Annotated in this window: 23 protein-coding genes; 6 read left to right on the top strand and 17 right to left on the bottom strand. The window is 58.5% G+C overall.

The genetic code is table 11. The features are described from left to right. Positions 1–25: 25 nt before the first annotated feature. Positions 26–2083, bottom strand: coding sequence for a S9 family peptidase (locus IEX04_RS01885; RefSeq protein WP_188683259.1), 2058 nt, complete (start codon positions 2081–2083; stop codon positions 26–28). Positions 2084–2271: 188 nt separating this feature from the next. On the opposite strand from IEX04_RS01885, the gene IEX04_RS01880 reads away from it, so the two are divergent. Continuing rightward, positions 2272–3042, top strand: coding sequence for a hypothetical protein (locus IEX04_RS01880; protein WP_188683257.1), 771 nt, complete (start codon positions 2272–2274; stop codon positions 3040–3042). Between the two features lie 78 nt (positions 3043–3120). Here IEX04_RS01880 and IEX04_RS01875 read toward each other — a convergent pair whose 3' ends face one another. The 12 genes from IEX04_RS01875 to IEX04_RS01825 form a co-directional block, all read right to left on the bottom strand. Beyond that, entirely contained in the window at positions 3121–4623 is a 1503-nt protein-coding gene (locus tag IEX04_RS01875) for an amino acid permease (RefSeq protein ID WP_188683255.1), read from the bottom strand. 15 nt (positions 4624–4638) lie between these two features. Next, positions 4639–6054 carry an aspartate ammonia-lyase gene (locus tag IEX04_RS01870; RefSeq protein WP_188683253.1) on the bottom strand — a complete coding sequence of 472 codons (1416 nt, stop codon included), beginning with the start codon at positions 6052–6054 and terminating at the stop codon, positions 4639–4641. A 66-nt stretch (positions 6055–6120) separates the two neighbouring features. Next, positions 6121–7122 carry an asparaginase gene (locus IEX04_RS01865; protein ID WP_188683251.1) on the bottom strand — a complete coding sequence of 334 codons (1002 nt, stop codon included), beginning with the start codon at positions 7120–7122 and terminating at the stop codon, positions 6121–6123. Beyond that, entirely contained in the window at positions 7119–7823 is a 705-nt protein-coding gene (locus tag IEX04_RS01860; RefSeq protein ID WP_188683249.1) for a FadR/GntR family transcriptional regulator, read from the bottom strand. Before IEX04_RS01860 ends, IEX04_RS01865 begins: the two co-directional genes overlap by 4 nt. A gap of 33 nt (positions 7824–7856) precedes the next feature. Next, positions 7857–8546, bottom strand: coding sequence for a cupin domain-containing protein (locus tag IEX04_RS01855; protein ID WP_188683247.1), 690 nt, complete (start codon positions 8544–8546; stop codon positions 7857–7859). A gap of 68 nt (positions 8547–8614) precedes the next feature. Continuing rightward, positions 8615–9517, bottom strand: a complete 903-nt coding sequence (gene rsgA / locus IEX04_RS01850) for a ribosome small subunit-dependent GTPase A (protein WP_229676996.1) — start codon at positions 9515–9517, stop codon at positions 8615–8617. Positions 9518–9639: 122 nt separating this feature from the next. Beyond that, positions 9640–10959, bottom strand: coding sequence for an MFS transporter (locus IEX04_RS01845; RefSeq protein ID WP_194446425.1), 1320 nt, complete (start codon positions 10957–10959; stop codon positions 9640–9642). Then, complete coding sequence (locus IEX04_RS01840; protein WP_096254802.1) at positions 10956–12113, bottom strand: arginase family protein; 1158 nt, start codon at positions 12111–12113, stop codon at positions 10956–10958. The genes IEX04_RS01845 and IEX04_RS01840 overlap by 4 nt, the downstream gene beginning before the upstream one ends. After that, positions 12097–13134, bottom strand: coding sequence for a JmjC domain-containing protein (locus tag IEX04_RS01835; RefSeq protein ID WP_096254803.1), 1038 nt, complete (start codon positions 13132–13134; stop codon positions 12097–12099). The genes IEX04_RS01840 and IEX04_RS01835 overlap by 17 nt, the downstream gene beginning before the upstream one ends. Next, positions 13131–14291, bottom strand: coding sequence for a cupin domain-containing protein (locus tag IEX04_RS01830; RefSeq protein WP_141392884.1), 1161 nt, complete (start codon positions 14289–14291; stop codon positions 13131–13133). Before IEX04_RS01830 ends, IEX04_RS01835 begins: the two co-directional genes overlap by 4 nt. 66 nt (positions 14292–14357) lie before the next feature. Beyond that, positions 14358–14480 (bottom strand): hypothetical protein, encoded by a 123-nt coding sequence (locus IEX04_RS18985; protein ID WP_256382653.1) that lies wholly within the window; start codon positions 14478–14480, stop codon positions 14358–14360. A gap of 1233 nt (positions 14481–15713) precedes the next feature. After that, positions 15714–16664 carry a beta-ketoacyl-ACP synthase III gene (locus tag IEX04_RS01825; protein ID WP_096254805.1) on the bottom strand — a complete coding sequence of 317 codons (951 nt, stop codon included), beginning with the start codon at positions 16662–16664 and terminating at the stop codon, positions 15714–15716. 253 nt (positions 16665–16917) lie between these two features. Between IEX04_RS01825 and IEX04_RS01820 the strand changes: the two genes are divergently transcribed. From IEX04_RS01820 to IEX04_RS01810, 3 genes are read left to right on the top strand one after another with little or no spacing between them, the layout of a single operon-like run. Beyond that, positions 16918–17580: a tyrosine-protein phosphatase gene (locus tag IEX04_RS01820; RefSeq protein WP_188683243.1), complete on the top strand. Its 663-nt coding sequence runs from the start codon at positions 16918–16920 to the stop codon at positions 17578–17580. Next, positions 17577–18437, top strand: a complete 861-nt coding sequence (locus IEX04_RS01815; protein WP_188683242.1) for a metallophosphoesterase — start codon at positions 17577–17579, stop codon at positions 18435–18437. Before IEX04_RS01820 ends, IEX04_RS01815 begins: the two co-directional genes overlap by 4 nt. Continuing rightward, a complete protein-coding gene (locus IEX04_RS01810; RefSeq protein WP_188683240.1) occupies positions 18434–18994 on the top strand; it encodes a histidine phosphatase family protein in 561 nt (186 codons plus the stop codon). Before IEX04_RS01815 ends, IEX04_RS01810 begins: the two co-directional genes overlap by 4 nt. A 75-nt stretch (positions 18995–19069) precedes the next feature. On the opposite strand, the gene IEX04_RS01805 is transcribed toward IEX04_RS01810, so the two are convergent. The 3 genes from IEX04_RS01805 to IEX04_RS01795 are packed head-to-tail and all read right to left on the bottom strand — an operon-like array spanning position 19070 to position 21593. Continuing rightward, complete coding sequence (locus IEX04_RS01805) at positions 19070–20239, bottom strand: acetyl-CoA C-acyltransferase (protein WP_188683238.1); 1170 nt, start codon at positions 20237–20239, stop codon at positions 19070–19072. After that, positions 20236–20886, bottom strand: a complete 651-nt coding sequence (locus IEX04_RS01800) for a 3-oxoacid CoA-transferase subunit B (RefSeq protein ID WP_188683236.1) — start codon at positions 20884–20886, stop codon at positions 20236–20238. The genes IEX04_RS01805 and IEX04_RS01800 overlap by 4 nt, the downstream gene beginning before the upstream one ends. 2 nt (positions 20887–20888) lie before the next feature. Next, positions 20889–21593, bottom strand: a complete 705-nt coding sequence (locus IEX04_RS01795) for a CoA transferase subunit A (protein ID WP_096254811.1) — start codon at positions 21591–21593, stop codon at positions 20889–20891. 150 nt (positions 21594–21743) lie between these two features. On the opposite strand from IEX04_RS01795, the gene IEX04_RS01790 reads away from it, so the two are divergent. Further along, a complete protein-coding gene (locus IEX04_RS01790) occupies positions 21744–22532 on the top strand; it encodes an IclR family transcriptional regulator (protein ID WP_096254812.1) in 789 nt (262 codons plus the stop codon). 69 nt (positions 22533–22601) lie between these two features. Then, complete coding sequence (locus IEX04_RS01785) at positions 22602–23702, top strand: D-TA family PLP-dependent enzyme (protein ID WP_188683234.1); 1101 nt, start codon at positions 22602–22604, stop codon at positions 23700–23702. Here the strand turns inward: IEX04_RS01785 and IEX04_RS01780 are convergent. After that, the gene (locus IEX04_RS01780; protein WP_188683232.1) at positions 23699–25375 is read right to left on the bottom strand and encodes a nuclease-related domain-containing DEAD/DEAH box helicase; all 1677 of its coding nucleotides are present in this window, start codon (positions 25373–25375) and stop codon (positions 23699–23701) included. The genes IEX04_RS01785 and IEX04_RS01780 overlap by 4 nt on opposite strands. Positions 25376–25413 lie beyond the last annotated feature (38 nt).

Raw genomic sequence — 25413 nt, 5'->3', positions numbered from 1 at the left:
CCGCCGTCGGCGTGTGATGCGGTCTTTAGCCCAGCACCTCGGGCAGTTCACCTGGCTCGTTGCCCAGCACATGCTGGGAGAGGAACTCGAAGACCACCTGGTACCAGATCTTCGCGTGCTGCGGGCTGAGGATCCAATGGTTCTCGTCGGGGAAGTAGAGGAACCGGTGATCGGTGGTGCCATCGGGCGCCTGCGGCAGACCGGAATCGGCCAGCAACTGGTACCAGAGCTTGAGCCCCTCGCTAATCGGCACGCGGTAATCCTTATCCCCGTGGATGACCAGCATCGGGGTGACGATCTGCGCCACGTGGTGATGCGGGGAATTAGTGTGGATCATTTCCGGACTCATTTCCCGGGTCCAGTAGAACGAGGCATCGGTGGACTTGTCAAAACCATCCAGCGCCCACAGGCTCGCATGAGTCACGATTGCCTTAAAGCGGTCGGTATGTCCGGCGATCCAATTGGCCATATAACCGCCGAAGGAGCCGCCCATGGCCGCGGTGCGGGTCTGATCGATGTCCGCGCGCGCCTCGGCGGCATCGGTGATCGCCAGCAGGTCGGTGTACGGCTCTGCACCCCACCGGCCCCAACCGCGTTGGATAAATTCTTGTCCGTATCCGGTGGACAGGGCCGGGTCGGGCAAGAGCACCGCGTAGCCTTGCGCGACCGCCAACCAGGGGCTCCAACGCCAGCTCCAGGCATTCCACGAACCCAGTGGTCCACCGTGGATCCAGAGTAACAGTGGTGCCTGGTTGGCGGGGGATGCGCCGTGCGGTAGCGCCAGCCAGGCGCGGATCGTGCTGCCGTCTTCTACGGTGGTGCTCACCTCGGTCAGGGTGCCGGGCAGCGCTGGTTGCTCGGCCGGGGAGAGCAACTCGGTCAACGCAGCGTACTGACCCGATTCCAGCTCGCTGATGTGGGTGAGTTCGATAGACACCGGCTGTGTGGGGTACTCGTAGCTGGAGCGTAGCGCGTAGGCGGTGCGAGAATCCGGGCTGATCAGCACGTTGCTGTAGGCGCCAGCCGCGGTGAGCCGGGTGATCTTGTCGCTGTCGAGGGAGAGGTGGAAGATTGGGCCGTGGCCGGTTTCATCCGCGGTCAGTAGCAGCGAGTGGCCGTTGGGGAACCACGTAATATCGTTGGTCCAGCGATCCCAGCCGACGGCGATCTGATGGGTATCGCCGCTGGAGAGTTCCATGAGCCACAGGGTCATTGCTCCGGCACGCTGTGGGGTGGAGCGGGTCCATCGGGCGTAGATGAGTTTGCTGGAATCCGGGCTGATTTTCCCGACCGTGTATTCATAGGTCTCATCGGGCGTTAGCAACATTTCTTGCGCACCGCTGTGCAGATCTAAGCGCATCAGGCCCGTGGCAAGGGAGCCGCGGCCCTCGGGAACGAGCCATTCGGTGATCAAAAATTCGCCGTTGTCCGCGGCGGTGAAGGCGGTATCTGTCTGTTGCACGCCGCTGCTGGGGGTCAGATCCTTGAGCGTCGCACAATCAGCATCCGCATCATGCTGAAGGGCTGCGGTATAAAAGTGCGGGGTTTGTGGTCCTAAATCCGCGTCCCAATAACGCACCGGGTAGCCGGTGTGGAGGATGGCTGAGATCTTTTTGGTTTTGCGCTCCTGAAGAATTTTCGCTTCGTGCTCCAGGTCGGTGGCACGCGGCATTCCGGGAGCGCAGACCAGCACGCGCTGTGGGTTGCGGGGAAAGGTGGTCACCGACTCAATTCCCGCCGGGTGGGTGAGGATCGATCGGGCTTCTCCTCCGACGGAAGGTAAACGCCAGGCTTCGGGTTTAGCATCCTCCCCGGTGCCGCGTTTGGCTAGGAAAAGGAGGTCTCCGTCGGCGCTGAAGTTCGGCTGTGATTCGCCGTTTTCTCCGAAGGTCAGGCGCCGGGCAGGTGTTTTTCCCTGCGGGTCCAGCTGCCACAGGGCGGAGGTGTATTTGGTTTGATCACTGCTGAGGGTGCTTAGTGTGGTGACAAGTTTGGTGCCATCGGGGGACAGAGCTAGGCCCGCTACCCGCGGGAGGTCGATGTACTCATCGAGATTGTGAAATGGTTGCTTGGCATATGTCATAGCTCACATCTTTCCACTAATGCGTGGCACGCACTAGTGCGCCGAGCAGCTCGGCTTTAACGGGGTGTCAAGAAAAATGCCAAATTTGCGACCAAGATTTAATGCTAACGATATTGGAATAGGCTGACCGATGAGGGATCGTAGCTTAGAAGAACGGTCACCCTGTGGCTCACGCTGAGGAGAGAAAAATGAAACAACGTCCACACCGCGTTCGACTGCTCTGCTTAACGGCCGCCTCTGCGCTGCTGTTTTCTGCGTGTTCGACCGCCGATCCGGCACCGGATTCGGGCAGCAGCGAACAACCGCAAAGCCCACAAGGCTCGGCCAGCTCGCCGGCTCCGAGTACCGAGGCCGAGACAACTGCCGCAACTACCGGGTCGCCGTCGGCTAGTGCACAACCTTCGAAGGATATCTCGGCGCAGCTGACGGTGAGCAAAGAAGTGATGGGCATCGGTTTTAAACTTCCCGAACATTGGTCCGTGGCCGGTGATGACTGCCAGGGCGAATGCACCGAGTATGACAACTGGGAGGTGAAGGATCGGCGCGGGGAGCACGTGCTGACGCTGATTCCGAATACCGCCACCTCCCCGGATGGGGATACGAACCTGTATGAACGCGAGGTGCTGGTGCAGAAACCTGTCCCGCAGCTGAAAACACCGACCAGCCTGCTAGCAGAATTCTGGACCGGGACCAGCCAGGAAGATGGCGAGAAGGAAACCGGGTTCTCGTTGGCGCTGATCGATGACCAGGCGCTTGCCGATCGTACCGAAATGCCGGATCTGGAGTACTTTAAGATCGGCGACTCCCAGGCCCCCATGTTCTGGGTAGACGACGAGTACATGGAGGATCAGGGGATCGGCGATGACCCCACCCGGGAAGGGGTGGACACTTTCCTTGCCAGCGACGAGTACCAGACGGTGGAGGCGATCCTGCTCAGCGTGCGCCATGCGGCTAGCTAGCCAAGAAGCCGCCAGAAGCTGAAAATATCCGGCGGGAGCCGCAGCTCCCGCCGGATAGCCCTGCGGATTTTCCGGTTTCTACACCGAGGCCTTGTCATTGCCCGATTCACCGGTGCGCTGCTGCTGCACGGCCAGACGGGCATCGGCCAGCTCGTTGATCCGCTTCCGGCTGGCATACCAGCCAAGAATCAGCAGCGGGATGATGATGACCAGCGAGGCGATGGTCCAGGTGCCTACCGGATTGTCGAAGGCCATCATCACCAGCACGGCGGCCAGGAAAGCCAGCGTCACCCATCCGGAGATCGGGGCCAGCGGCATCCGGAAGCTCGGGCGGGACAGGGTTCCGCGGCGTGCGGCCTTCACCAGCGCCATCTGGCACAGCACGATCATGCCCCACGAGGCGATGATGCCCACGGCGGCGAAGTTCAACACGATTTCGAAGGCCGAGGCCGGAACATAGGCATTGAGCACCACGCCGAGTACCGCGACGGCAGCGGTAATCAGGATGCCGCCGTAGGGCACGCCCGATTTGTTCATCCGTCCGGCGAAGCGCGGGGCGGAACCGTTCAGCGACATCGAACGCATGATGCGTCCGGTGGAATACAGTCCCGCGTTCAGCGAGGAGAGCGCCGCGGTGAGCACCACCAGATTCATCACCACGTCCATGCCCTGGATGCCGATGGAGCCGAAGAAGGTCACGAACGGGGATTCGCCGGCCTTGTACGCGGTGTAGGGCAGTAGTAGCGACAGCAGGACCAGCGAGCCGACGTAGAACACGGCGATGCGGATGATCACGGTATTAATCGCCTTCGGCATGACCTTTTCGGGGTTTTCCGTCTCGCCTGCCGCGGTACCGATCAGCTCGATCGACGCGTAGGAGAAGACCACACCCTGCATTAATACGAGGACCGGCAGCAACCCATTGGGTAGCAGCCCACCATTGTCGGACAGGATCGAGAAGCCCACCTCATGGCCGTCGATCGGGGTGCCGAAGATGACAAAGTAACAGCCGACGATCAAGAAGCCCACCAGCGCGACCACCTTGATCAGCGCAAACCAGAACTCCATCTCGCCGAAGGCCTTAACCGAGACCAGGTTCATGCCCAGCACCAACGCCAGCGCCGCGAGCGCCCAGAGCCACTGCGGAACGCTGCCAATCCATGCCACATATTTGCCGAAGAACGCCATGTACAGCGCCACCGCGGTGATGTCCACGATCGAGGTCATCACCCAGTTCAGCCAGTACAACCAGCCGGTGGCGAACGCGGCCTTCTCCCCGTAGAACTCACGGGCGTAGGAGACGAACGAGCCCGAGGACGGGCGGTGCATGACCAGTTCGCCCAGGGCGCGCAGGATCAGGAATGCGAAAAATCCGCAGACCGCGTAGCTGATGACGATGCCTGGCCCGGCGGCCGCCAGGCGCCCGCCGGCGCCCATGAACAGGCCCGTGCCGATGGCGCCGCCAATGGCGATCATCTGCATCTGGCGGGAGGAAAGGCCCTTGTGGTAGTCCCCGTCGCCGGCGGTCAGGCCGGCATCCGGGACGTGCGCAGCGGTAGCGCGGGTGGTGGAATGCTCCATCGGAATCCTTAGGGGTTAGTCGGAGAGATTTGCCAGGCGTTCTGGCTTGAGCAGTTCGTTCAGATCTTCTGCCGAGAGCAGTCCGCGCTCTAGGACCAGCTCGGCGACCCCGCGTCCCGAATGCAACGCTTCCAATGCGATCGAGGTGGAGGCGGAGTAGCCTAGGCGTGGGTTCAGCGCGGTGACCAGTCCGATGGAGTTCTCCACCTCGCGGCGCAACGCGTCTTCGTCGACGGTGATGCCGTCGATGCAGCGGCTTGCCAGGGTGAGGCAGCCGTTGGTCAGGTGCTTGAGCGATAGCCCAATGGAATGTGCGATGACCGGTTCAAAGGCGTTCAGCTGCAGCTGGCCACCCTCGGCGGCCATGGTCACCGTCATGTCGTAGCCGACCACCTGGTAGGCGATCTGGTTAACCACCTCCGGGATGACCGGGTTGACCTTGCCGGGCATAATCGAGGAGCCGGACTGCACGGCAGGCAGCTGCAGGTCATTTAGCCCGGCGCGCGGGCCGGAGGAGAGCAGACGCAGATCGTTGCAGATCTTTGAGATTTTCAGCGCCACACGCTTGAGAACACCCGAAAGGTGCACAAACGCTCCCACATCGGAAGTGGCTTCGATCAGATCCGGGCTGGTAGTCAGCGGCAGCCCGGTCAACGCGGCCAGGTGGCCACGGGCCGATTCGGCGTAGCCGGCCGGGGCGTTCAGCCCGGTGCCGATAGCCGTGGCGCCCAGGTTGATCTCGGTGACCAGCGACAGTGATTCGGCCAGCCGGTCGCGGTCTTCGCGCAGGGTCACCGCCCAGCCACCAAATTCCTGGCCCACGGTCATCGGCACCGCATCCTGCAGCTGGGTGCGGCCCATTTTCACGACGCCGCGAAATTCCTTGGCCTTGGCCAGGCAGGAGTTTTCCAACACCGTCATCGCAGCGAGTAGCGGCTGGGTGGCGAAGTGCGTGGCGATGTTCACCGCGGTGGGGTATGCGTCGTTGGTGGACTGGGAGAGGTTCACATGGTCGTTGGGGTGCAAGAACGAGTACTCGCCCTTGGCGTGCCCCATGATTTCCAGCGCCAGGTTGGCGATGACCTCGTTGGCGTTCATGTTGGTGCTGGTGCCCGCCCCGCCCTGGATCGGGTCGATGATGAACTGGTCATGCAGCGAACCATTGGCGATGGCCTCACAGGCCTGGTCGATGGCCCGGGCGCGGGCATCGTCGAGCAAGCCCAGCTCATGGTTGGCGCGGGCCGCCGCCTGCTTGACGCGGGCCAGCGCGGTGATCAGGTGCGGGTTGCCGGACAGGGAAGTCCCGGTGATGTCGAAATTTTCCTTGGCGCGCAAGCTGTGCACACCCCAATAGGCTTCAACCGGGATCTCCCGGTCGCCGATGAGGTCGTGTTCGCTGCGGGTTGCGGGAGCCTGTTGGGTTACAGACATGTCTGCTCACTCCTGATTTTTGGGCGCACAAAATGCACCCTAGGTGTTGGATGGAACTAAAACTCTTTAGAGGGCCGCGAGTTGGCCGACGGGTGCCCCGCCGCCGAGCAGCGGCGAGCAGGCCAGCTCGGTCAGCTCTTGCGGCGCGCGCGCTCCGAGGCATTCGGCCAGCAGCCTGACGGTAATCGGCATGCGGGCACGGTCCGAACCGTCGGAAATCTTGACCGCGAGCGATGAGCCATCGGCCAAGCCGACGGCCTGGATTCCTTCGAACCCGTCCTTGGCCACGGCACCGGGGACCGCGCGCATCAGCGCGGTGACGTCGCGTCCCTCGCCGGCCACCAGTTCCGGGTAGGCGCGCATGGCCGCGGCCACCCGGCCCTCGGCGGTATCGGGTGCGGCGCTGGACAACGCGGCAAAACCGCGGGCCAACGCGGCCAAGGTCAACGGGTAGACTTCCGTGCCGCAGCCGTCGGTGCTTGCGCGCAGGATCTGCTCGTCGGTCAGTTCCTCGACGATTCCGCGCAGCGTCGCGGCCAGCGGGTGATCGGCGTCCAAATAATTCTTGGTGGGCCACCCGTTGTGCTGGCACATGGCAAGCAGCGCGGCATGTTTGCCCGAGCAGTTCTGCGCCAGCTGGGTGGCGGTGCCGCCTTCGGCCAGCCAGGCGGCGCGCTCGGCCCCGCCGTAGGGAAGATCGGTGGAGTTGCGCAGATCCACGACGGAAAGCCCGGCCGCTTCCAGTGTGGACTCGGCGACCTGCTGGTGGCGTGCGGAGCCCGAGTGGCTGGCCGCGGCCAGCGCAATCTGCTCGCCGGTTAGCTCCAGGCCCGAGCGGAGAATCGCCACCGCAAACAGCGGCTTCAGCGCGGAGCGCGGGTAGAAGCGGGCCTGCTGATCTCCGTGCGCGGTGATGATCTCACCGTGGGAATCAAGCAGCACCGCCGAACCGTAATGAATCGATTCGAGCGCCTCACCGCGGCTCGCGGCGACCAGCGGCACATGCTGGGCAAGGGGTTGGGCGGCTAATTGCGCAAATCCGGCGGAGGTGGCTGCGGACGGGGTCACTTGGTACTCCTGACGATGGTTGACACTGCATGCTGCACCGCGGCCAGATGTTCGGCCATCGCGTGTCCGGCGGCCTCGGTGTCCGCGGCGCCGATGGCCGCGACGATCTTGCGATGCTCGGCATTTGAGGGCGTGCGGCGGCCGGTGACCAGGTTGACGGTTTCGGACTGCCGGGACATGGCCTCGCGGATGTCGCCGACCACGCGGTCGAACACCGAGTTGCCGCTGGCGCGGGCGATCGCGGCATGGAATGCCGCATCCAGCTGCACCCACGCTTCGGCGCCGTCTTCGGATTCCATGTCTTCGATGAGTCCGGTCAGCCGTTCCAGGTCTTCGCTGGTGCGCCGGGCGGCGGCCAGCTGGGCAGCCGGGATTTCGATGTGCGGGCGGGCCTCGTAAAGGTCCGCGGAGGAGAAGCCGCCGAGCACCAGGTCGCGGGTGGGGCGATGGGCGATGACAAAGGTGCCGCGCCCGGTTTCGGTGCGGGTCAGCCCTAACGCAGCGCAGGAGCGCAGCGCTTCGCGGACTACCGAGCGGCTGACGCCATAGGTGGAGGCGAGGCTTGCCTCGGAGCCGAGCTTTGCGCCCAGCGGGATCTCTTGCGCTTCGATGGCGGCGCGCAGCGTGTTGAAAACGGCTTCGGAGGCGCTGGTGCGAGTAATCGGTTGCTGTCCGGCTGTCCAGCTGTCTGACAGGTTCATGATTACCAGTGTGCGGGTGTGATGCACCCAACGTCAAATTTTGAATCCGATTTGATGTCGCGCGCGTAGCGAAGCCATCACTTGGCGCCATGGCCCCGATCCTTGGAGCACGAGTTCTGCTTCGACCAACTGTGCATTAGAACTATTTACCCAGTTGCCAGTGAGTGAAACGGTCAGATCCAAGTTTTCCACTGCGTGGGCCCACCCGCCCGGAACGATGACTACATCGCCGGGTTCTTGAATATGCGCGTATTGGATTCGGGCTTCGTTTCCAGATGACTCCACGAGAGAATCTTGTAGCAATCCTGCATCAGCAGCGAGCGCAGGAGACTGGAATAACCACTTCTTTCTTCCGCTAACCAGAAGATTCCACGCAGAACTGCACATCACGTCGATATGCAATGCCGATTTACTGCCTTTGGGCCCGACGAAAATCCAATTCCAGTCAGGTCGTGATCCATGGGGAAGATCGTCAAACCAGTTCTGGAATACAGCTGGTAACGGTAGTCTTGCGAAGTCGGTGAGGTTGTTTGAGACCGTCCAACCCTTCAAATAGGTATCTAGCCCGCCTCCTTTTGCGAGTAATTGAAAGTAGTCACCCACCGTTGAGGGGATCGTTCCATCTTGAGTTTCGACATTGACAGTTTGTTCTGCGTAGTCGATTTGAAGTGTTTGGTAGCGTACAAGCCGATGGATCGGCCAGTCATCTGCTTGCGATTTCACACAAATCGGCCCATCTAGTGCCGATGCAGTAAGCGGCCACTGCCCGACCACGGGTATACACTGAGGCATCATTTTCTTGACCTGTGGCTCTTAGTCATGTTTTTCCACTCCGCTCGTTGCTTTGCCATTAACGCTGCATCACCTTTGCGTTCTTGATAAGACATTTCTCTGCGGATCTTGTGCCAATTATCGAGACGTCGTTGTAAAATTTCCCCTACTTTGACACTTTCTTGGACGGCGCAACCCGGTTCGGTGCCATGCTCGCAGTCATGGAAGCGGCAACGCAGAGCAGATTCTGCAATTTCGACAAAAGTCTCCTCCATTCCTTCTTCGGTGGCGAGTAGATCCAGTGAACGAATACCGGGGAGATCAAGTAAGACGCCTCCGCTGGATAATTGGTAGAGGCGGCGTGCAGAAGTCGCATGACGCCCTTCTCCAGAAGTGTTAACTTCACGGACTTTTTCTGAAATGTCTTCTAGGGCATTAAGTAGGGAAGTCTTGCCTGCCCCACTAGCGCCAAGCATTGTGGTCGTAGTGCCGACAGCCATAATTTCGCGCAGTCGGTCCAATCCGCGTCCGGTGAGTGCACTTGTTAATAAAATTTCAGTTCCAGGCGCTGCCAGTGCGGCTTCTGCAACTGCTTCCGCAGGATTCTCGACCGTATCGGCTTTTGTGAGCACCGTAATCGGCAATGCGCCACTGTCCCAAGCCATGACCGAAAGACGTTCCAAGGACTTAAGGTTGAGTCCCCGCTCTAGCGAGAGGACTATCATCACGTGATCGATATTGGCAGCAAGTACTTGAACTCCTTGACCGCTTGGGTCGGGTCTCGAAAGATTGGTAGTTCGACCACCGAGCGATACAACTCTATCGGCGTTGACAACTACCCAATCTCCCGTCACCGGGGTAGTAGCAAGGTTGCGCGAAAGATCAAGTACAACATGTTCCAGCGCATCACCTCTCACAGCCATGACTTCCACTTGTCGTCCATGCATGGCTACGATTCGGCCCGGACGCCCTTCGTCCCTGGTGGTCCAATTTAGGTCGGCTCCCGTGGGCATTCCCAGTTGCGTTAGCAAATCTCTAAGTGCTGTCATTTGTTGCTCCCTGTTCTTTGGGTCATTCGTGTCTGGGACTCATCGATTCTTGACTGACGAGGGAAGAGGAAAATCGCGGCTATCAGTCCGCAAATGGCTATTATGGCCGCTAACGAATATAAATACTGCGAGGACCCCAGCCACTGAGCCATTGGCAAACTGACGGCGAATCCAATCGGAATCATGACAGACATCAATGTTTGTTCGATTGATCCCACTCGGGATAATGCAGAATCGGGCACCGTTATTTGGACGTAAGTATCAAAAAGGATTCCCGCAATGGTTACAAGGATGGCTGTAGCTGCGAACGAAACGGCCAGAACAATGATGTTCAGTCCCAGGCCAAAGAGAACCAGCTGTATAGGCTGGCAAATCGTTAATACGACCAGAACAAGCAATACCGGCTTTTTGACTTTGACCCATCCGGCAAGGAAGGAACCTGCAAGTCCTCCGGCGGCAAGTGCGGTCGCGAGGCCGGCCCAGAACGCGATACCGCCTAAACTATCTCTAGCAATTATTGGACCGAGGACGCTAATGGAAGCGATACTGAACTGCACGGGACACGAAAGCAACATCAGCCATAAAACACCCGGGTAGCGAGGTAAAAGGCGCAATCCATTGAGAAAACCTGGGGGTATCTCGTTTTCTTTTTCGTCATTTACGGATTCTGCGGTCCTGCCGTCATCGCTTTCCTCGAGGCCATTCGTCAAAAGCTGCCCCTTGGGCAAGCGGAATAGGACGGACAAGCATGCTATTGAAATGAGGAACGTTGCAATATCAAATAGTAATGCAGTCTGTATTCCACCTAATGAGACAAGAACCGTTGCTAAAGCTGGACCAGCTAAAAGACCTGTGTTTAGCGTTAATTCGATCCAGGAATTCGCCTTTTGCAGCGATTCCTTTGGCACAATCCGTGGCAACAGACCAATGCTAGCGGGGATGTAGAAAGCCGTTCCGACACCGTACAGAGCTGCTGAGATCCCAAGATGCCATAACGTGGCTGTATTCGTGATAAAAGCGAAGACCGGAATTATTTGAGCCAATAGGCGGACCAGATCGGCAGCGATCATGACGGTGACACGGTTGTACTTGTCTGAAACGTTCCCTCCGGGAGCAATGAGCAACATGCGTGTTCCCCATAACGACAGAAGCACGATAGGCATACCCCATCCTGAATCGGACACGGCCAGGGCAGCGAACGCAAACGTCATCGGGACGATTCCGTCGCCCAAGAATGAAATCGACTGGCCCAAGTAGTAGAGGCGGAAACTGCTTAATCGAAAAGGACTTCCACTTCGAACGGATTGCGATGTCAAGAAATAGTCCTTTTCGGCGTTAAAATGTGAGTAAGCATGTCTATGGCATGCATTGCAGCCAAATTTCGTCGGGTCATTGGGCCGCAAACCTCCGTGAAATCGACTCCTACGATTGTTCCTGATGACCTTATCCGGTTGATGATTTCCTTAATAATGTCTGGGTCCGCCCCTCCAATGGCCGGATATGCAACCTCAGGTGCGAAGACCGGATCAAGGACATCGATATCGATGCTCAAATGCACTGGGCGTCCTTGGCAATGTTGTTCAATTTCATCGAAACATTGTTTAGATCCAAGATCTGATGCTTTGATAAAGGAGACATGCTTTGCAGTTAAAGGTGAAGGCATCGAAAACTCGGGGTCGTAACCGCGCACTCCAAGAGTTAGCCATGGCAAGTCCGGCTCGTCCGCTAAGCACCAGGTGACGAAGTTTCCACAATCTGCAGTCTGTTGTCCGTGAGGAATTGGACGAGCGTCCGCGTGGGCATCTAGGTGCACCACTACTAGCTGCTTCCATCGTTCTCGTTGCGCACTGATAACGGGATACGCAATAGAATGATCTCCGCCAATAACAACTGGGTTATGGCCTTGGGCACCAACTGTGCGGGTTGCGGCTAAAAGTCTGCTTGCGATGTCTTGTGCCGTGTCAATCCGCGAATCAACGATAAGATTTCCATGGTCAACGACGCGACAGGGATAAGTTTCTGAAGTGCTCATCTCATTCCAGTTCCAAGAATTGGCACTTGTGACGATAGCGAGGGAGCGTTGCAGTCCGCGTCGGAGTCCCGCGAGCACGTCGTGAACTGCGAGATCTGGATCGGGGTTTTGCCAAACGCCCGCACCAATCAGGCCCCAAGGTGTCGAATGTTGAGCGCATTCGACTTCGACGACGGGTTGGGCGGATTTAAGGAGTCCGTGCGTTGCAACGAGCGCACATTCTTTGGGGATAAGGAAACGACGGCGACTAAGTTTGTCGAAAACTTCAGGGTTTAGTTCTGAACGTGCGACAGAGGAGCGGGCACGAAGTTTTAACACCGCCTCGTTTAGTTCCAGAGAAGAACCTTCGGCCGGATTCAAAAGTTTTGAGTCTTGTTCGAACAATGCGGGATGCCACACCCACTCAACGTCGTTAGTTGTATTATTTTTGGTCTGCATGCTCAGCAATCAATAGCTCGGCGTTAAACATAGACAGTACGACTTCCCGCGCGGAATTGGACAAGCTATCAAAGGGCAAGCCTCCACCAGAAATGAGCACCTCGAGAACTGGTCGCATGGTCAATGGGAGTTTTACCAGTTTCCCCAATCCTCTGACATGGAGCTGTCCTTCGTTAATTTCTAAGCTGGGCTTGAAGCGTCCAGCCCAGCGGAGGACTGCGCCACTAAATGAGGAGTCATGTACGCGCCACGGGAGTGAGAGTCCTTTCCGGTGTTCCGTGCTAAGTTCTCCGCGGAGATGTAAAAGACGACAGCGTAGGGATTCCTCACTCAACCGATCGATTTGGCCAAGACTCCATCCGTAACTAATGAGTTCGTTTATCGCTTCGGTCTGCGAGGTATGAGCGACTCCGAAAGTCCAGTGAAGACTTTCGCATCCGACACCTGTTACTTCGTGGTCCCAACCGACTGGAACATGTATAAAGTCACCGACTTCAAGAATTTTGTCGAAGACTAGCTCGGCGTCCGATCCGCTACCACGGTATACGCGCCAATGTTTTCGACCTTCCGTTTGCACGATAATGGTGTCGTGGGAATCGGAATGCCGGCCAAAAGGCGAATTTTTGGACCAGCATGCATATCCGTTGGCCCAAGCTGCTTCATTTTGTGCATACATCAACCGCTCTACGAAGTCAGAAAGCTCAGGTATGGCCCGATCTGCTTTGTTGAGTACAAGGGTCGCGCCGTCCCTGAGTAATTCGGTGAAAGGTTTATTTCTCGGCTGGCGTTCAATGATCGTCCCGCCACCCATTTTCGCTTCAATGTAGAGACCGGGGTCCAGATCCGTCTCCGGAACTACTTTGATGGTTCCCGGTTCGAAATTCGAGTACTTGATTATCCGGTTGACAGAGGGCCAACCCAAACCCGCCAGAGTCAAGGGATCAACCTTACCTGACCTAAATTCGCCGAAGGGAAATAATTCCACACCTAGTGCTGCTTGAACATCTTCCCAGATACTCATGAACCTGCCTCAGTAGTCTGGAAGGTCGCGCCCACACGTAGTAATGCAATAAAGAGAGCGTTCCCCTCGGAAGGATTATCCGTTAGTTTTTGAAGATCGACAGCCCGGAGCACTTTTCCCGGTTGGAAAAAGCGAGAGATATCTTCATCTGAGATACTCTCTGGTACCGAAATACTCTGGCCCATGACCGAAATTTGGTTGTTATTGACAGCGAAAGGAACATCTAGGCATTCAGCGGGCAGATCGACGTTGAAGAGTTCAACTGGCAATATCCGATAGGGTCCTAAATGGCCCCTACTTAAACGTTGAGATTGACGGCGATCCAGTTCACGATGGATTTCACCATTGCTAGCGGCAACCAGCGCCGTATTCGCCAGGTCTTGTTGATTTTCCGAGCGGCGGACCAAGGTTGAAATTGCTTGAAGCAGTTCGTCGTGGTTATCCTCCCGATAGTAAGACATTCCTAGAAAGACGGCCGGTCCATTGTTTCGGAATAGATGAAAACGACCTGCGGGTATGCATAAGAAATCTCCAGGACTGAGGGTGAACTCATGATCGGCAGACTTCAGATATTTATCTGTATGGAGGCTGATCTCACGATTATCCGGTAATTTCGGCAAAGTGTCATTTTCCCAAACCCACACAGTTTTTGTGCTTGGACCCAAATGGAAAATAAATGACGGTTCGGGATCCGAATGTATGCCAAAGGGAGTGAACCCGGACACTGCAATAAAGGAATAAAAGTCTAATCCTCGCGGAGGAACACCACAGGCCGTGACCATCGGCTCAACAATACTTCGATAGATGGTGGAACGAATTTTTGACGACCACGTCTCCACTCCATTGAACGCGGCGCACACATCCTTCCGGCCCGTAACTGCTTGTAGCCATTCGACCAGATTGGAGCCATCGTATTTGGAATGTACTACTGCTTCTGAGGCCTCATAATCTAGCTGAGAAGGGCCGAAAACCCTTATCCGGGGGAGTCCTATGGCTTCATGCACGCGGGGATCAGTCGCATTCATTAGTGAATGACCGATCGTGCCGGCTATTGCTTCGGGTGCAGTAACAAGCGAGGAAATGTACTCCACTGTTGCAAAGTCCGGCCCATGCTCTTGTGCAAACCGAGACCAAGCATCGTTTTTAATCGTCGTCATCCTGTACTTTCTCGAACCAATCCAGCCTCGGTATTCTGCGACCGAGGCTGGATTGATGAAACTGGCTTAGTGGCCGACATCCATTCGAGCCCGAAGTTGTACGTCCATTAGATCTTCATCGGTAATTATTAGATCTTCGATCTCTATGGACTGCTCAATCGTCGTAGCGGTGTCAAAAGAATTACTCATGGTGCGCTCGCTTTCTTTGGATGAATGCATGTTCGACTAGCTCTTATTCGGAACAGCATTTGTACAAGAGTCACACTTCCATTGCTGGAATGTGATGTCAAGCACATCTTTTAGACTCTATCTTGCGGTGGAACGATAAAATAGATATTCCATGTGTGCCGTTCCTCGTGTCGAAGAAGCTCTTGCCGAGGGCATTCCAAAGTCTCAAAAGGCGAGAAACGAATCTTTTAGAACAGTTCTTATCTCTTTTTACAAAGACCGGAGCGACAAGGTGATGTGACCCTTGCGTCCGAAAAATGGATGAACTATCGGGTCAAATGGAACATGTAACCACGGGTGTGAAATTACTCCACGCCTTTATTGAGGATCTGGGCCCCTTTAGGCTGGGACTTCTCTTTGGAAAGTGCTTATCCGCGACGAATCTTGGCTTAGGGTAATTCCGAAGAAGCGAGGGCCAGCGCATCCTTGAGGTTCCACCTGCCGAATGCATAAGCGCAGATTTGCTGCCCGTGGAGGATATATCGACTGGTAACAGGCAAGGAGATACCCCAGACTGAAAATCCCCAGATGGATTAGGTTCAGGCCGCATCAGGCCTGGGCCAGTGCGCTAAAGCCGCAGTGTCGAGGGGGCCAACAAAGTGGATTGACTGTTTCATGGTCCAAGCTTTAGCGCCACGACGCTTGGTTGAAGTGTGTTGACCTGATGGTTTGCAGGTCGTAACCGGTTTCAAAGGTGTTGACGAGTTCGCTTGAACCGGACTCCTGGTGCTCAATTTATAGACCGAACGGAGACCGACCTTCGAATCTCATTGCATGATTCAGGTCAACGTGGATGCCTACAAGGGGAAGCCATCGTCTAGGGGAGGAAAACGGCTGGATTCGGATCCGCGCAGACTTGGCTCGACAGACTACTGGGACTTGAGGCGGGTCCTGCGCGGGAAGCGGTCTTTTGCCTTTGCTGCCGTGGAGAAAATCGACTACTGCAGAAAAGATCACGTGCTGTGCGATCGCGGATCTTGGATATAGAAGAACTCAGCGGCTAGCATCACCGCGCGTTCGGAGGAACCAGGCCGCTGGCTGTTATACCTTCGTGCGGCGGTTTAGATGCTCTGGGGAGAACGGAACACCAAGGGTCGTAGGACGCGTGAAATAGGGCCGAAGATGCATCGAATACTCAGCTTAAGGGAGGATGCGCGGGCTCAAGCCCGTGCATCCTCCCTGTACCGTCTGCGCTTAGGGAATGGTGATGATCTGTCCGGCGTAGGACAGTCCGCCGCCGAAGGCGAAGAGCAGAGCCTTATCGCCCGAGGCCAGCGGCTCATCGGAGGCCATCAGCTTGGACAGCGCCAGCGGCATCGAGGCGGCCGAGGTATTGCCGGAGTAGACCACGTCGGTGGCCACGCGGGCGTTGGGTGCGCCGATCTTCTCCGCCAAGGGCTCGATGATGCGCAGATTAGCCTGGTGCAAGATGATCGCGTCCAGCTCTTCTGGCTTCATTCCCGCACGGTCGATGATCTTCGATGCGATCTTCGGCAGCTGGGTGACGGTCCAGCGGTAAACGCTCTGCCCGTTCTGCGCGAACTTCATGTCATTGTCCGCCTCGATGCGTACCGCATCGGACAGCGAAGGAACCGACCCCCAAACCACCGGGGAAATTTCTGCGGTCTGGGAGGCGGTGATGATGAACGCCCCGGCGCCGTCCGCGGTCAGCACGCAGGTGCTGCGGTCGGTGAAGTCGGTGAAATCGGTGAGCATCTCGGAGCCGATAACCAGTGCCTTGGTGGAACTGCCGGCGGCGATCGCACCCTGAGCCATGCCTACCGCATGGGCGAACCCGGAGCAGGCGGCATTCAGGTCCATGGTGGCCGGCCCCTGATCCATGCCGAGGCCCAGGGCCACGCGGGCGGCCATATGAGGGGTGCGATCCGTCGCGGTGCAGGTCGCGACGATGACCAGGTCGATGTCTTCGGCGTTGATGTCCGCGGCGTTGTCCAAGGCCATCTTTGCGGCCTTGATCGCCATCGAATCAACGGTCTCGACGCCGGTGCCCCAGCGGCGCTCCTGAATCCCTACGCGGCGGGTAATCCACTCGTCGCTGGTCTCGACCAGCGTTTCCAACTCGGTGTTGGGCACGATGCGCTCAGGCTGGAAATGGCCAAAGGCTACGACTTTGCTGCCGGTCATGAGTTTAACTCCTTGGGAAATGAACACTCTTGCTCTCAAGGTTAGTCGTTTTGGAGCCTACTTGCCGTTCACAACGGACACCGGAGCCGGGCGAATATGCTGAAAACCGGCTCAACGGGCGCAAAACTGGCTGGATTATCCGTTTTTCCCGGGAGGTTCATGACGTGGTGGCCCATCGTTCATCTGCTGTCCAACCCACTGCGGTGCAATGGTGGGAAAGCATTGCGGAAGGAATCGAGGCTAGGGGAGCACGATGTCACCAGTACAGGTCGCAGCTGCCGAACTCATGAGCCTGCGCCCGGTTCCGGGGTTCGGAACAAAGACCATCTACCGGGGTGTGGCCCCGCAAACCACGGACGCTGCGTACGCCGGACAGCTACGCCTGCGGGGAATCACTACGCTGATCGATCTGCGTGAACCACGCGAAATTCCGCACGAACCGCTGGGGGACATTGCCGGGCTGCGCTACCGGGGGATCCCGCTCTATTGCGGGCAGAACCCTAGCGATCGGACGCTGAGCCAGAACCAGCGGTTGTTGCTCGATGGCCGCGGGGCACGCCTGGTGGCGGCGCTTCGGGTGATCGCGCAGCCGGCGGAGGGAAACACCGCGGTGGTCTGCCAGAGCGGTGGAAAACGCACCGGGCTGGTGATCGCGCTGCTGCTCGAAGCGATGGGAGTTGCGCGTGAGCTGATCATCGCCGACTTCGCGTCGGCGGTTCGTGAACCGGGCTATGGTCTGCCCGGCCACGTCGCGAATACCCTGAATGGCACCCTGGACTGGCTGGTTGAAAGCTATGGCTCGGTGACCGGCTACCTGCTGAGCAAGGGGCTGACCGGGGCCGAACTCCACAGGCTGCTGGAGCTAGGCACCCATGCCAGAGCAAGAACTGTGCGGCCGCTGGTGGCCAGCTCATGAAAAAGCTCACCGTGGTGCAGCTGAGCGACCCGCACCTGTGTGCCGAGGGAAAACTGCTGCACGGCACCATCGACGCATGGGCACGGTTGCGTGCGGCACTGCATTCGGCCAAGCATTTTAATCCCGACGTGGTGGTGGTGACCGGGGATATCGCCGACCGCGGGGCGCCGATCCACGGCCGGGCGGCCAAGCTCTTCGCCAAGTTCCAGGACAAGCTCGGCTGCCCGATCATCACCGTGCCTGGCAACCACGACCCGCAGGATTCAATCAACGAGGCATTCAACGTGTACCGGCTCTCGACCGGACCACGCATCGCAAACACCGTCCACGAGATCAACGGGCTGCGCATCATCGGGTTGGACAGCGGCGGATATCGCGAATCCCAGGGGCGGCTGGACATGGAACAGCTGCAGTGGCTCTCGGGCCTGCTGCGGGTCCCGGCACCGCGCGGTTCGCTCATTGCCTTGCACCACCCGCCGGTGGATTCCCTCAATGCGCACATGATCGGACGCGGGCTGGCGAATCCCGAGGAGCTCGCACTGGTGCTCAGCGGCAGTGACGTGCGCGGCATCCTCTGCGGGCATTTCCATCAGGCCGGCGTGGGACAGCTCAAGGGCACCAACGTCTACCAGGCGCCGGCGACCTCGTACAACACCGACGTCTACGCACCGCAACAGATTCTTAGCGGGCCGGAAGGCTCGTGGTTCTCGCTGCACCATATCGATTCGCACTCGATGAGCAGCACCCCGATCCCGGTGCGCCACGGATCACGGAAACCCAAAAACCAGCAGGCAAGCACCACTAAAAACGCAACACGCGCCAGAATTCCGGCGCATTCGAAAGGCAGAACACCATGAATGCAGCAGAAATCATCTTCGTGAGGCACGGAGAAACCGAATCGAACCGGGCAGGACGCTTGCAAGGGCGCAGCGACCTGCCGATGAATGAGACCGGACGTCGACAGGCAGCCGCAGCGGCAATGGAACTTGCCGGAACCGGCCCCTGGGATGTGGTGGTTTCTTCGCCGCTTTTCCGTGCCCGCCAATCCGCGCAGATCATCGCGGATCTGCTCGGAGCTCCGCGCGTGCAAGAGTTTCCGGAACTGATGGAGCGCGATTACGGCGACGCGGAGGGCACCGTCGTCACCGGGTTGAGCGAGGACAATGTGCGACGCCTGATGGATTTAGGGGAGAGCGAAGAACATCTGGTGGAACGCGCCATCAACGTGTTGTTCAAGATTAGTGTGCAGCACCCGGGACAGCGTGTGGTGGTGGTCAGCCACGGCTCGCTGATCCGTTCGGTGCTCAGTGCCTTGCACGGAACTCGTCATCAGTGGGTGCCTAACGGTCAGGTGCTGCGCGTGGAATCCCAGCTACTGACAGATCATGTGGCTCGCGAGCCGCTGTGGCACTAAGACAATAAACCGCAAAGAACCCACGTTGAGCTTCAACGTGGGTTCTTGTGCGTCAACGACGCGAGCAGTGGGCGATTAGAGCGAACGCAGTACTACCGCGGTGCCCTGACCGCCGCCACCACAGATGCCTACCGCACCCAGCGATCCGGAGCCGAGCTCCTGGAGCTGACGGGCCAGGGTGCCGATGATGCGTGCACCGGAAGCCCCGATCGGGTGGCCCAGCGCGATCGCCCCGCCGTGCGGGTTGACGATCTCGGGGCTGATACCCAAGGTGGCGGTGGACTGCACGGCCACGGCAGCGAAAGCCTCATTGATCTCGACCACCTGCAGGTCCGCGGCCTTTGCTTCGGCCTTGGCCAGCGCGGTGTTGATCGCGTTGGATGGCTGATCGTGCAAGGTGCGGTCCGGTCCGGCAACAAATGCGTGGGACAGGATTTCGGCCATCGGCTTCAGGCCCAGGCGTTTGATCGCCGCGTCGGAGGCGAGCACTATTGCTGCCGCGCCGTCGGTGATCTGCGAGGAATTACCCGCGGTGACGGTGCCTTCCTTGGCGAAGGCGGCACGCAAACCGCCGAGGGATTCAACGGTGGTCTGCGGGCGGATTCCATCATCGGCGCCGTGCACGGTCTCGCCCTTGCGGGTGGTGATGGTCAACGGTGCGATTTCGCCGGCGAAAAATTCTTCCGATGCGGCAGCGCGCTGGTGCGAGTGTGCCGCGACGGTGTCCTGGGATGCGCGGTCCAGCTTTAAGGAGGTGTTATGTTCCTCGGTGGAGACACCCATGGAGCGCTTCTCGTGGGCGTCGGTGAGCCCGTCGTACTCCAGGGTGTCGATCATTTCGATAGCGCCGTACTTGGTGCCGGCGCGGGCACGCTGCACATGCGGGGCCAATGACATCGATTCCTGGCCGACTGCCAGGACCACGTCAACCTCGCCGGACGCGATTAAACGTTCGGCTGCCACCACCGCCTCGGCGCCGGAAAGGCAAACCGCGTTCAGCGTGATTGCCGGAACATCCAACCCGATGCCCGCACCGATGGAGGTCTGCCGCGCAGGATTCTGCCCGGCGCCGGCCTGGAGCACCTGGCCGGCAAAAACGCGTTGCACCTCGGACGGGTCAACTCCGGCACGTTCCAGCGCGGCCTTGGCGGCGTGGGCTCCCAGCTCGGTGGCGGGGATGGCCGCGAGGGCACCGTTAAATTTCATGAAGGGGGTGCGTGCGTAACCTACAATTTTGACGCTCATGCTAAGAGGTCCTCCTTGAGTTCTACGGTGAATTTCGCTGAGGTAATGTTCTTGATGCTTTCCGGGGTTTCCCCCGGTGCGACCTGACGCAACACCAGTGTGGCATTAACGATGTCAAAAACTGCGCGGTCGGTAATGATGCGGTCCACAACCCCCACCCCGGTCAGCGGCAGATCGCAAGACTCGACGATCTTGGAGCTTCCGTCCTTGGCAACGTGGTCGGTGAGCACAATAACCCGAGGGGTGCCTGCCACCAGGTCCATGGCGCCGCCCATGCCCTTGACCAGTTTGCCCGGGATGGTCCAGTTGGCCAGGTCGCCGTTGGCGGCTACCTGCAGGGCTCCTAGGATCGCGGTCTGCACATGGCCGCCGCGGATCATGCCGAAGGAGGTGGCCGAGTCGAAGAAGCTGCCACCGGGCAGGATGGTGACGGTCTGCTTGCCCGCGTTGATCAGGTCGGCGTCTTCCTCGCCTTCGAAGGGGAAGGGACCCATGCCCAGCAACCCGTTTTCGCTTTGCAGCTTCACCGAGACACCTTCGGGCAGATTATTCGCCACCAGGGTGGGGATGCCGATGCCCAGGTTCACATACTGTCCATCGGTTAGTTCACTGGCGGCCAGGGCGGCCATTTGATCTCTGGTCCACATGGTTAGGCCTCCTGCTTCGGGCGGACGGTGCGCTGTTCGATGTCTTTGACGTCGTCGGTGTCCACGAGGGTCTTCACAAAAATTCCGGGGGTTTCCACCAAGGACGGGTCGAGGTAACCGTCGACGATTTCCTCGGCCTCGGCGAAGGTGTGCTTACCGGACATGGCAACCAGCGGGTTGAAGTTCTTCGAGGTCATCCGGTAACGCAGATTGCCTTCGCTATCGGCCTGATGAGCACGCACCAACGCGATGTCCGCGACGATGCCGCGCTCTAAGATGGCTGGTTTCCCGTCAAACTCCATCACCTCTTTGCCTTGGGCGATGGGGGTACCCACCCCGGTGGGGGTATAGAAAGCGGGTACTCCCACGCCTCCTGCACGAAGCCGTTCGGCGAGCGTGCCCTGCGGTACAAATTCGACCTCAAGATCACCGTTGAGGAATTGTTGGGCGAAAAGTTTGTTTTCCCCTACATAAGAGGCGAGCACCTTGGCCACCTGCTTGTTTTCCAGCAGTACGCCTAAGCCCTTGCCATCGACGCCCATATTGTTGGAAACAATGGTCAGGTTTTTGGCACCAGTGTCGCGCAGTGCGGTGATCAGCCGGTTGGGAATGCCGCTAAGTCCAAAGCCGCCCACGGCAATGATCATTCCATCTTTGACCACCGCGGCGAGTTCCCGCGCGGCGTCCTCACGATACTTCGTTGACATCTTTGTACCCTGTCCGTCCACAATATGGATTTGAGTGTTGCTTAACTTAGACCGTAGTAACTCCAAGTGGATAGCTCAATAGTTCTGCGCGAACTGCTCAATATTGCTCGATAGGTGATGAGCCATCGGTAAATCGTTCATAATGTGGATATGAGTAAAACTCCTGCCGGTGCCCAAGTAGTCGGACGCTTGGCGGCGGTACTGCGAACGGTCAGTACCTCGATGCCCCAAGGGATCACCACCACTGAGGTAGCCCGGCATACCGGATTAGCCAGACCCACCGTGCATCGTCTGCTCTCGGCGCTGACCGCCGAAGGATTCTGCGATCATGACCACCAAGCCGGGCGCTGGTTGCTGGGGCCGGAACTATATTTGATGGGTGCGGTGGCCGCCGAACGTTATGACATCAGCGAACTGGCTCGCGTACACGTTGCGGCTCTCGCCGAAGAAACCGGAGAGAGCGCATTTCTTTCCGCCCGCCGTGGCGACGAAACGGTCTGCCTATTGCGTCAAGATGGCGCCTTCCCGATCCGTTCCTTTGTGCTCTATGAAGGGCGACGATTCCCTCTCGGGGTAGCCTCGGCGGGAATTGCCATCTTGGCTTTCCTGCCCGAAGAGGCGATGGAACGGTATCTAGAATCCAGTAATCTGGTCGCCGAATATGGTCAGGCGCACGGTGCCGGGCAGGTGCGAAGCAAGATCGAAGAGACCCGTACCTTGGGGTATTCGTTGAACCCCGGGCTGATCGTCGAGGGCAGCTGGGGCATTGGCGCCGCGGTTTTTGACGCTTCCGGGCAACCAGCCTGGGCTTTGAGTTTAACCGGGATCGAGTCGCGCTTCGAACCCTCCCGCCAAGAAGCCTTAGGGAAATTACTGCTGCATCATGCCCACGAACTTTCGATGAAGTTACGTGGCTCCGCGCTTTTGAGCCAACGATAGCTAGAGATGCACTCGTGGCAGGTAACGTACTAGGTGGATCATCGATAGGTGTTGAGAAAGTTGGCGTTAATGACTGGGCTCCCACAGGGATTGTTAACTCCGCAGATCTTGATAAATCTTGATATTTTAGACCGGAATATCGATCGGGTAGCCAAGAATGTCGCCGGCAAGGGGTTGGCACTACGCCCACACGCCAAGACGCATAAGATGCACGAGATTGCCGGGCGTCAGCTGGAGGCCGGAGCCGTAGGGCTGACCGTGGCCACCATCGGCGAGGCGCTGACTTTTGCACTGCACGGCGTGGGTGATCTTTTTGTGGCCTACCCGCTGTGGATTTCCGACGCCCAAGCAAAACGCATCCGTGAACTGCTCAGCTACGTCAAACTTTCCCTCGGTACCGACTCAATTGCCGCGGTGCAACAGCTTGCCCGTCAGCTCGCAGATAAAAAAGACAAGCTTGGGCTAATGATCGAGATCGACAGCGGACATCATCGCAGCGGTGTGCTGCCCGATGAGGCGCTGGACGTTGCTCGGGCCGCTCGTGAGGCAGACCTGAATGTCATCGGAATCTTCACTTTCCCGGGTCACAGCTACGCCCCGGGAAAACCCCAAGAAGTCACCGACCAAGAGCAACATGCGCTTGGTGAAGCAGCCAGGCTACTGCGCGCGGACGGCTTTGAACTCAAACGCATCAGCGGGGGATCAACCCCCACGGCGGAATTAGCGGACAACTCCCTGCTGACCGAGGTGCGCCCGGGAGTGTATGTCTTCGGCGATGCCCAGCAATTTGAACTGGGACGCTGCCAGTGGGAGAACATCGCACTGAGTGTGGCCTCCACGGTGATCAGCCGCCACGAGGGCGATGCCCAGAACCCGCGGCGAATCGTGCTGGACGCGGGTAGCAAGATCCTCGGCTCGGACCGGCCGGGTTGGGCTACCGGCTTTGGCCGGATCCTTGAAAATCCGGACGCACGGATCAGCGCTATCTCCGAACATCACGCGACAGTGCTCTGGCCCGAAGGCCAACCGCTTCCGGCCTACGGTGAGCAACTGCGGGTTATTCCTAACCATGTGTGCGTGGCAGTGAATCTGGTCGATCAGGTGTCAGTGGTGCGAGATGGTGAAGTGATCGAACACTGGGATGTGGCGGCCCGGGGGCTGAACTTCTAGGGAGTCCAAGGTGTTGCCGAGGCAAGGGCTGCATGAAGTTCGGTGCCGCAGGCTTCATCGATTAGTTCCTTGTCGCCGACGACCACCAGCAAACTCCGGGCGCGCGAGAGGCCCACGTAGAGCTGCTCGACCGCGCGGGACATGTCCTTAAAACCGTTCACGCACAGCACCACTACCGACCGTTCGAGACCTTTGAAGCCGAGCACATGCCCGTAGAATTCTTCCTCATTCGCATGGAAGGCGGGCCAGTATGCCGAATCAATGGTGTTTAGATCGTAGTGTTCCTGATGGATTGGGTGGCGTCGATTAGTGGTGAGCAGCGCAATCTGGTTGTTCGCCCAGCCCTCCTCGATCAGCGGATCGACACAGTCCGAGGCTAGTTCTACCGCGTCCTCGGTGGAGCAGGAAACAAAGCGCACAGGCATGCCCTGACCGCCGCGGGGTTTGACCTGATCACCGGCAAGATTTTTGAAGGTTCGCGCGATGCGCCGGGTGTTGCGCAGGTTGTCATCAACATGAATTGGAACCAGTGGGGCCGCGGGGCCAAAGCTTGCACCCGGGTTCTCACCGTTCCAACGACGGTACACATTTTGCCGCACATCCATGAAGGCATAAATTTTGCCCTGTAACGGGTCTTTGGTGCAGGCCAGTAACGCTTCCCACCATTCGGGGGCAAAATCTTGGGCCTCATCGACGATGATCGCGTCGAGTTTCTCCGCTTCGGGAAGTTCCAGCGCCAGCTCGCGTAATAGCCGGGGCATTTGCACGTCAAAATAGTCTTGTCCGGTGCCGTCGGGCACCCCGAGGCTGCGCGCGTACTCGTGGAATTCTCCAACGTGTATGGGCTTATTTTGGCGCCAGGCGCCAACCTGCTTTTTCAGGTAGTGGCCAAGACCCTTGTTGTAGCAAAAGAGCCCCACCCGCTCGTTGTCCTTGGCTAACTGCTTCGCCTTTTCAACTGCCATCCAGGTTTTACCGCTGCCGGCGCCGCCAATAAACCTCACTCGGGGAAGCGAACGCGTGGCGCCGAGCAGAATAGCTTGCCGTGTGGTGAGATGCTCTTGAAGATCCTCATTCTCCAATGCCTCGGAGGTCTGTAAATGCTCGGGTGCAAAGTCGGCGGCGAGGTGCCGGCTAATACGGTCCGCAAAGGCTGGTGCCAGGGCGGAATACCCGCCACCTTGTTCTTGGATCGCGCGGCGCACAGAATGCGCGCTGTGCTTGAGATCTTTTTGATCCAGCAACAGATCCCGGGGAAGATCTGCCTTCGCCCAACTAGCTGGAACTTCTGTGTAGGGAAGACAGACGATGTGGGCAAAACGGCTGTTCAAAGCGGTGCCGGTTTGCTCAGCTATCCACTTCTTAAACGCATGGGAGGCGCTTTGCACCTGGGCCATCGGGTCTTTCATCGGGTGCCGGCCCCTGGCATCTGACTGATACCAGGCGCCATTTTCCACGCCGACTAACCCGCCCTTAACCTCGATGGCTGCCAGTCCGACCCCGGGCCACAAGACGAGCAGGTCAATCTCGTGCTCCACGGCACCGTGGCGTACCGCTACCGAATGGGCGAGCACCGCGTCATCGGGCAAAGAAAGACGCAGTTGCTCCCACACCGCCTTTTCAGCCGATTGGCCAGCTGAAAATTCTGGCTCCAATGGAATGCAGTGGACCATGGATCCCCCTCGAATAAGATGCGCTTGGTCGAAGTCTA

It is taken from the genome of Glutamicibacter ardleyensis (assembly GCF_014644555.1).
In the GTDB taxonomy this organism is placed as follows: domain Bacteria; phylum Actinomycetota; class Actinomycetes; order Actinomycetales; family Micrococcaceae; genus Glutamicibacter; species Glutamicibacter bergerei.
This window is presented reverse-complemented; position numbering and strand designations above follow the sequence as displayed.